This window comes from Deltaproteobacteria bacterium, assembly GCA_016874775.1.
Lineage (GTDB): Bacteria > Desulfobacterota > Binatia > Bin18 > Bin18 > VGTJ01.
In genome coordinates this window covers 1-6,751 of the sequence record VGTJ01000244.1, presented here as the reverse complement: position 1 = coordinate 6,751, position 6,751 = coordinate 1, and the positions used below count along the sequence as shown (strand labels likewise).

The window sequence follows — 6,751 nt, the reverse complement described above, 5'->3', positions numbered from 1 at the left end:
CCAAAGGCCTACAGGTCTCCGACGATGAGTTTCAAGCGCTCAATATCAAACCCGGTAAGTTTCATGGCGATTGGAACTATACGCTTCTTCCTCGCTCTTAATCGGTAACTTAATTCTTGCCCATGCCTTAGTAGTCAGTCACACTGAATTTGAGGGGTCGATTTCGTCATGCCTGCGCAGCCTGTCCCCGGTCATGAGGGGAGCGGGCATCCAGGATCTTCAAGCAGGGGCCATGACTTACCCTCCCTGGATTCCCGCTTTCGCGGGAATGACGCCGCTACGTTCACCCCTCAGAATCAACATGACTGACTCCTAGCACCCAACACCTATACTCTACGCGGGTAGAAAGTGCGGTTTTGTCATGCTGAGCAGAGCGAAACATCTTTCGCGTTGTACGGGAATGCCAGTCCGTATGCGTTCTGCCCTGGCTATGCGGCGATGGCCTTGTGGTACTTAGGGTATCCCGACTAAGCGGTACAGGGCATAGCGGAAATGATGCGCATTGCCACGGATTTACAAGAGGCGAAAGAACTTTTGGAAGCATTGAGTGATCGAGTCATCGGGCGATTGAGTCATTGAAGAACTAAAAGCTGATCCGAGTTGCCTCTTGTTCGCCATGCCCCGATGGCCTGATGATTTGATCACTCAATCTGCTGTTCCAGCAACCGGCAGCTTGCTCTCGCGGGCGAAACGTATCAGTGCAGCATAGCGATAAAAACCATGGACAAACTTTCCATAGGGAAACGTCAGGAAAAGGGCAAAGACAATCCCAAGATGCAAGGCTAGTAAGATTCCCATCGCTGGAGTCGCGCGCAGTACGAGTAAGAGCAAACCAGAAGCACTGGTCAGCAGTAACATAGCGAGAAACGCCACTTCCATGCCTCGTGTATCGGAACTGACGACCTGAGGGTCGCGCCTCTGCTTGGCACGAAGCAGCCCCGCTGGCCCGATTAAAAGGCCGCTGCCACCGAGGACCCCCAGCAGGACCACCGGATTGTACCACGCATATGGTGCGTGCCAGCCGAGGAGGTTATGAAGGACCGTGGCTAACGAAGTGGAAGCAAAGCACAGCAGAAAGCCATAGAATGTACAGTGATGATAGAAACGACGACGATCGGTCGGTTGTTCATCCTCGTTCATGCAGCCACCGCGCTGGCCATCAAGATAACGCAACGTAGCTGTCGCCTGTCCGGCAATGAGGAGGTCTGACAGACCGATGGTACCGCCACCACTCGTGCGCCAGAATGTTCGTACACTTATTACAATAGCCACGACGGCAAAGAGAAAGACCCCACCGAAAAGTGCGACCATCGTCTCGTGTGGCATCAAACGATAAAACGCTCCTGGTCCAGTGTGGACAGCAAACAGAGCATCTGGATCATGCATTGCGACAAAACCACCAATAAAAAGGGCTATGGCAACTGTTGCCGCAAGCGCAATGATAAGGCCGTTGCGCTGAAACAACGGAGCGAACGTGCGTGGCCACGCTGAGCGATAGTAAGACTCAGATCTTAATTGAGCGAAGATTTGCGGAACGTTGACTGCGAATTCGTGCGGCGGCACATACTGGCAGGCGTAATAGCACGCGCCACAACTGTGGCAGAGATTGGCGAGGTATTCGAGATCGCCATCACTGAAAGTGCGTCGTCGCGTCATGGCCGGGAAGACGGCACAGAGTCCCTCACAATAGCGACAGGCATTGCAGATCGTCATTTGCCGATTGGCTTCGGCATGAATACTGGTATCGAGTTTCATAGGTTTCTTTGGCATGGTCCGCCGGAAACGCTTTGCTTATTCCGGCCTATGTTTCGCTTGCGCTGCCCCTTGTCCGGCAATACGACCGAAGATACTGCCAATCGTCATGCCAATACCGGCGAGATAGCCCTTGCCCAGTACATTGCCGGCCATGATCTCACCAGCTGCGAACATGTTTGGTGAAGGTTTGTTATCGTGCATGATGATACGTGCCTCGGCATCGATCTTCACACCGAGATAGGTAAAGGTAATGCCAGGGCGTAACGGGTACCCGTAAAATGGAGGCGTGATGATAGGACGTGCCCAATGCGATTTAGGCGGTGTCGCACCTTCGGTGTGGCACTCATCATGAACGGTATGATCGAATGTTCCTGGTCGACAAGCCGCATTGAACGCCTCCACTGTTGTTCGTAGGCGTTGGGGATCAAGGGTAAATTTCTTGGCCAGTTCTTCGATAGTGTTGGCTTGCTCGGGTGGATACACCGAAGGCATAAAAAGGTCGACAGATCGAGCATCGATGATGGCGTAGGCAACTTGCTCGGGTTGCATGGCGACGAGCCGTCCCCAGATGGCATACCGTTTAGGCCAGAAGTCTTCCCCTTCGTCATAGAACCGTTCAGCGTGTTTGTTGACGACAATACCAAAGGGAACACAATCGAGCCGGGTGACGATACCACCATCGAACTTCGGGGCGCGTCCGTCGATCGCGACCGCATGACACTGCTTCGGGTCGCCAATCGCTTGCACCTGTTTGTTCAATAAGAGGCGCAAAACCTCACCGCGATTGTACGGGGTGCCACGGATAAGAAAATTCTGCGCGGCTTCTCCCCAATATTCACTGAGCCACTCGATGTTGGCTTCAAATCCTCCCGCGGCGGCGACGAAGCTTGCTGCGGTAATTGGGAATACCTCACCTTCTTTTTGTACTTGTGCTGAATGAAATACACCCTCTGTGATATTGAGGTCAGTGACCTTTGCTTCATAGATAACCTGAACACCAAGCGCTGCTGCGGTGAGGTAGAGGGCATTCAGCAGAGCTTTGCCACCCCCAAGGAAAAATGCGTTCGTGCGACCCAGGCTCAATGTCCCGCTCAGTGACGGTTGAAAACGTACCCCTTGCTGTTGATGCCAATCCCACAGTTCTTTCGAGCGATCGAGCGTCAAGCGAGCGAGTTGCTCGTCGGTTTGTCCGCCGGTCACGCGAAGTAAATCATCCCAATACTCATCAACGGGATATGGTCCAGTGAGGATGTCGTTTCCTGCATCATGAGCGACGCGCATGTTCCGTGTATGGCGACTATTGCCGCCGCGCATGGCTTTGGGAGCTGCTTCGACGACCAGCACCGACGCGCCGGCTCTTGCTGCGGTAATCGCTGCACACAGCGCGGCGTTGCCGCCACCGGCGATGAGGATGTCGTAGGGTTGGTTGAAGATGTCGGAATCGGTCATGGTGATACTAGAGAGTGTAACATTCTTGCACTTTACGAAGGCCTCGGACACGACTGTCATTCTGAGCAAAGCGAAGAGTCTCTCTGCGAGACCCTTCACTTCGTTCAGGGTGACAACTCTCCTGCTTCAATTTCATGTCGATTGTTTTAAGGCAAAGGCTCCTCCATGTATACAAACCCAGCGAGTGACTTTAAGCTTACGGCTGCAATGCTCCGATGACTTCGGCAGCATGGGAAGCGATACCAGGGAGGATGAGGTTGAGGTCAACACGCTCGATTTTCTTGCACATCGTATTGAGTGCCATCAGTGTTATATTTTCACACGCCACAAACGCCGCAACGTCAAGCTCGTACTGCCTTCGCCATGAAACTCAGCGCTCCTGTTTCGACCTTGCGCTCGATATTCAGGCGGAAGCGCTGACACCGGTCCTTGCTCCGATTGGGTTGCGGGCATTGGTATGGTCGGCAAAGGATGGTGGATACATTGGGACGAGTAATGGGCCGGTATGGAACGCAACGGTTGTGTTACAACAGGTTGGTGGAGCGCTAGCACTTACTGTTACCATTCGTTATGGTGTGACGGCGACCGTTGAACGAGAGGCTCTCCAGATCCGCTTATCTGGAGCGGCACGTGCCATTGGCAGAGATTTGACCTTTGCTGCGCTCAATTCGACACTGCGCGTCGATCGCGGCACTCCTGTTGTCATCAGTGCGAGTGACCTCACAGTGATTGGAGGACCTGGATTCATTGCCGCACGGTATCAGCCTGCAGCGAAGCGCAACAAAACTCCACAGACGGACGTGCAACTCATTCTCGACGATCGTGCCGCCCATCCATTTTCTATCTATCCACGCTGCCTCGATAAGCTCTCGACACCAGAAGGCAACTGGCTTGGGCTCGAACAACATCGCGTAGCAAAAGATCGCCTCACCCGTGTCGCGGGCGCTACGGTCCAGGCTCAGGCGATGCTTTATCTTACTGATCCTGTCTCTTCTCCGCTCCCGCTTATTGTCGAACGTTGGGAAGCAGGGGCAAAGGCTGCTTTTGTCGTTACCGATCATGCTGATCGTACTGACCCACAAGCACTGCGCGCCATTTTGTACGGCACGTCTGACCAGACAGCACCTGAATATGGCAAAGGCGGGTTTTTTGGATATGGTCTGAAGCTGACAAAAACGTTTTTCGCCAGCGGCAAACGCGGCACCCTCGATGACGACCCGGAAATTCGTGCGTTGGCAAAAGAGATTGTTGCTGCTGGCAGTGAGGTCGGTTCGCATTCAATTAGCGCGCGCAAGGACCCTCGTCCTGCCGTCGAGAAAGGACCGGCGTCCTTTACTCCGTGGCAGACCGTCACCTGGATCGATCATCAGTCATACACAAACTGTGAGGCGCTCTCTAACTTTGGCTGGGAAACAAGCGGTGAGTATGGAATCGGAGATCTACTGATTGCGCAGGGGTATCGCTGGCTGTGGGCGGCGAGCGATTTCAACCACTGGGGGTTACAACTTGGGAACCTCTTTGGTGGTGATCCGGCGATGGCGATGCCAGTGTTGTGTCCATTCCCCCCAGACCCTCGCCTATGGATATTTCGCAGCCAATGGTTCTATGCTCCTCCTCGTAAATTGGCAGCGGCAATGAGTGAAAATGCCTTGCTGAAGTTGGAAGAGCAACGAGGCATATTTGTCGGGCACACGTACCTTGCTGCCTCTGCGGCGACGACACGAGATAGTGCCCATCGACGAGCCCTTGCCGTACGTCCGACACCTACTGGCGCATTGGTTGTCGACTCCGCGTTGAACGAAGCCCTGGCTCGTATTAGTGCCCGTGTACGTGCTGGTACCCTTGCCAGTCTGACCTGGCGCGATGCAGGAGATCGCTTGCGTGCGCTGGCAGATGTCGACGTGCGTTATCTGCCAGATGGGACCGCCCTCATTGAGAATCGTGGAGCAACTGATCTGGTGAACTTGACGGTCGCAATTCCTGTGAGCCAGGCTGAGTTTACAGTACAAGGGGCCTCTGTTAGTGGAACTCGGCAGGAAGCGAATCGCTCGACTGTGTGGTTTTCGTTGCGGAAAGGTGGACGGGTAAAACTTTCAGTGAGTGCGGAAGGAAAAAGAAAACCCTTCTTGCCAATAAAGATCGCAACTGTGGAGGCGTTATGAGTGCCCGTTCTCTGCAGCCGGCTGATATTCGCCCTTTGAGTGAGGCGCTCGCACTGCTGCCTCTGATGCAACGCTATAATCGTCCAGCGAACGCGATTGCAGAGAGCTTGGAAAGCGCGCTCGCACGGGGTGATGGGCTATTGGTGTTTGATGATGGGAACGGCGCACAGGGACTGTCGTGGTTTCTGTTTTCAGGGACGTTTGGACTTGGCGGGTATTTACGCCTGATGGCCGTCTCTCCCTATGCGCATCGTAAAGGGATCGGTTCAGAACTGCTGATAGCGTATGAAGCAGCGGTGGCAACCCAGAGCCGTCACACCTTTCTCTTGTGTAGTGACTTCAATGTTGATGCACAGCGCTTTTATGAGCGACATGGATACGTGCAGGTCGGTCGCTTGCCGAGCCTTGTCGTTTTTGGAGTAGATGAGCTGGTCTACTGGAAGCGACTCGCGACGATATAGCGGAAACCCTTACGAATGATGGTTGTTTCCTTCCTCTCCGGCTTGCGTGGGGCGATCCTTGTCCTCATCAGTGTCGTATTCATTGGTACCGTGGGCTATCGCGTTCTGGAAAACTTCCCGTGGCTCGATGCCCTCTATATGACCATCATCACGCTGTCGACGGTTGGCTATCGGGAGGTACATCCACTGAGTCCAACCGGCCAGATCTTTACCATGATCCTTCTTGTCACCGGCGTGGGGGTCCTTTTCTACACAGTGGTTGCGGTATTTGAGAAAGTCGTTGAAGGCGAATTTCAACAGTTTTTTGGGAGACGGCGGATGCAAAAGCAAATTGAAGCGCTGGCTGAGCACTATATTGTCTGTGGTTTTGGCCGTATTGGTGAGATCCTCTGCCGTGAATTGGCCTCGAAACCTGTACCATTCGTCATCATCGAAAAAGGTGAAGAACGCGCCCGGGTGGCAGAGGCGATGCAATATCTTGTCCTCGTAGGGGACGCCACCGATGAGCAAACACTCATTCAGGTCGGGGTAAAACGAGCCAAAGGACTCTTCGCTACCCTGGCAACCGATGCGGACAACGTCTTTGTCACGTTGACAGCGAAAGGCGCCAATTCCTCAGTATTTACTGTCGCCCGGGCTGAAAGCGATCGTAGCGAACGTACGCTACTCCGGGCTGGGGCAGACAAGGTCATCTCGCCCTATGCAATGGGTGGTCATCGTATGGCGCAGGCGGCGCTTCGCCCCGCAGTCGTCGATATTATTGATCTTGCCACACACCACCAAGGCGAATTCTGGAAAAAATCCCCCTATATCAGTCAGGAGTAGCGGGGCGGATGAAGATGTCCCACTTGGGCAACTTGGGATGACGCTCCAGTCGCGCTTCGACCGTCCGCATGGCTGTCTTGTTCAGGGTAATGCCGCGCA

General features: G+C 54.0%; 5 protein-coding genes. 3 read left to right on the top strand and 2 right to left on the bottom strand.

Translation table 11 applies throughout. The features are described 5' to 3' along the window. Positions 1 to 645: 645 nt before the first annotated feature. Both tcuB and tcuA read right to left on the bottom strand, forming a co-directional pair. Positions 646 to 1,770, bottom strand: coding sequence for a tricarballylate utilization 4Fe-4S protein TcuB (gene tcuB / locus FJ147_26230; protein ID MBM4259385.1), 1,125 nt, complete (start codon positions 1,768 to 1,770; stop codon positions 646 to 648). Positions 1,771 to 1,791: 21 nt separating this feature from the next. Continuing rightward, the gene (gene tcuA / locus FJ147_26225; GenBank protein ID MBM4259384.1) at positions 1,792 to 3,204 is read right to left on the bottom strand and encodes an FAD-dependent tricarballylate dehydrogenase TcuA; all 1,413 of its coding nucleotides are present in this window, start codon (positions 3,202 to 3,204) and stop codon (positions 1,792 to 1,794) included. A gap of 257 nt (positions 3,205 to 3,461) precedes the next feature. Here tcuA and FJ147_26220 point away from each other — a divergent pair, with 257 nt between their 5' ends. Genes FJ147_26220 through FJ147_26210 form a run of 3 tightly spaced genes read left to right on the top strand, consistent with a single transcriptional unit; the run spans position 3,462 to position 6,652 of the window. Next, positions 3,462 to 5,366, top strand: coding sequence for a hypothetical protein (locus FJ147_26220; protein ID MBM4259383.1), 1,905 nt, complete (start codon positions 3,462 to 3,464; stop codon positions 5,364 to 5,366). Continuing rightward, positions 5,363 to 5,827 (top strand): GNAT family N-acetyltransferase, encoded by a 465-nt coding sequence (locus tag FJ147_26215; GenBank protein MBM4259382.1) that lies wholly within the window; start codon positions 5,363 to 5,365, stop codon positions 5,825 to 5,827. The genes FJ147_26220 and FJ147_26215 overlap by 4 nt, the downstream gene beginning before the upstream one ends. An 18-nt stretch (positions 5,828 to 5,845) precedes the next feature. Then, complete coding sequence (locus FJ147_26210; protein MBM4259381.1) at positions 5,846 to 6,652, top strand: potassium channel family protein; 807 nt, start codon at positions 5,846 to 5,848, stop codon at positions 6,650 to 6,652. Positions 6,653 to 6,751: the final 99 nt, after the last annotated feature.

Bases quoted from the DNA above. Each gene is read 5' to 3' on its own strand.
- FJ147_26215 (MBM4259382.1), top strand. From the start codon at position 5,363: ATGAGTGCCCGTTCTCTGCAGCCGGCTGATATTCGCCCTTTGAGTGAG.
- tcuB (MBM4259385.1), bottom strand. From the start codon at position 1,770: ATGCCAAAGAAACCTATGAAACTCGATACCAGTATTCATGCCGAAGCC.
- FJ147_26210 (MBM4259381.1), top strand. From the start codon at position 5,846: ATGGTTGTTTCCTTCCTCTCCGGCTTGCGTGGGGCGATCCTTGTCCTC.
- tcuA (MBM4259384.1), bottom strand. From the start codon at position 3,204: ATGACCGATTCCGACATCTTCAACCAACCCTACGACATCCTCATCGCC.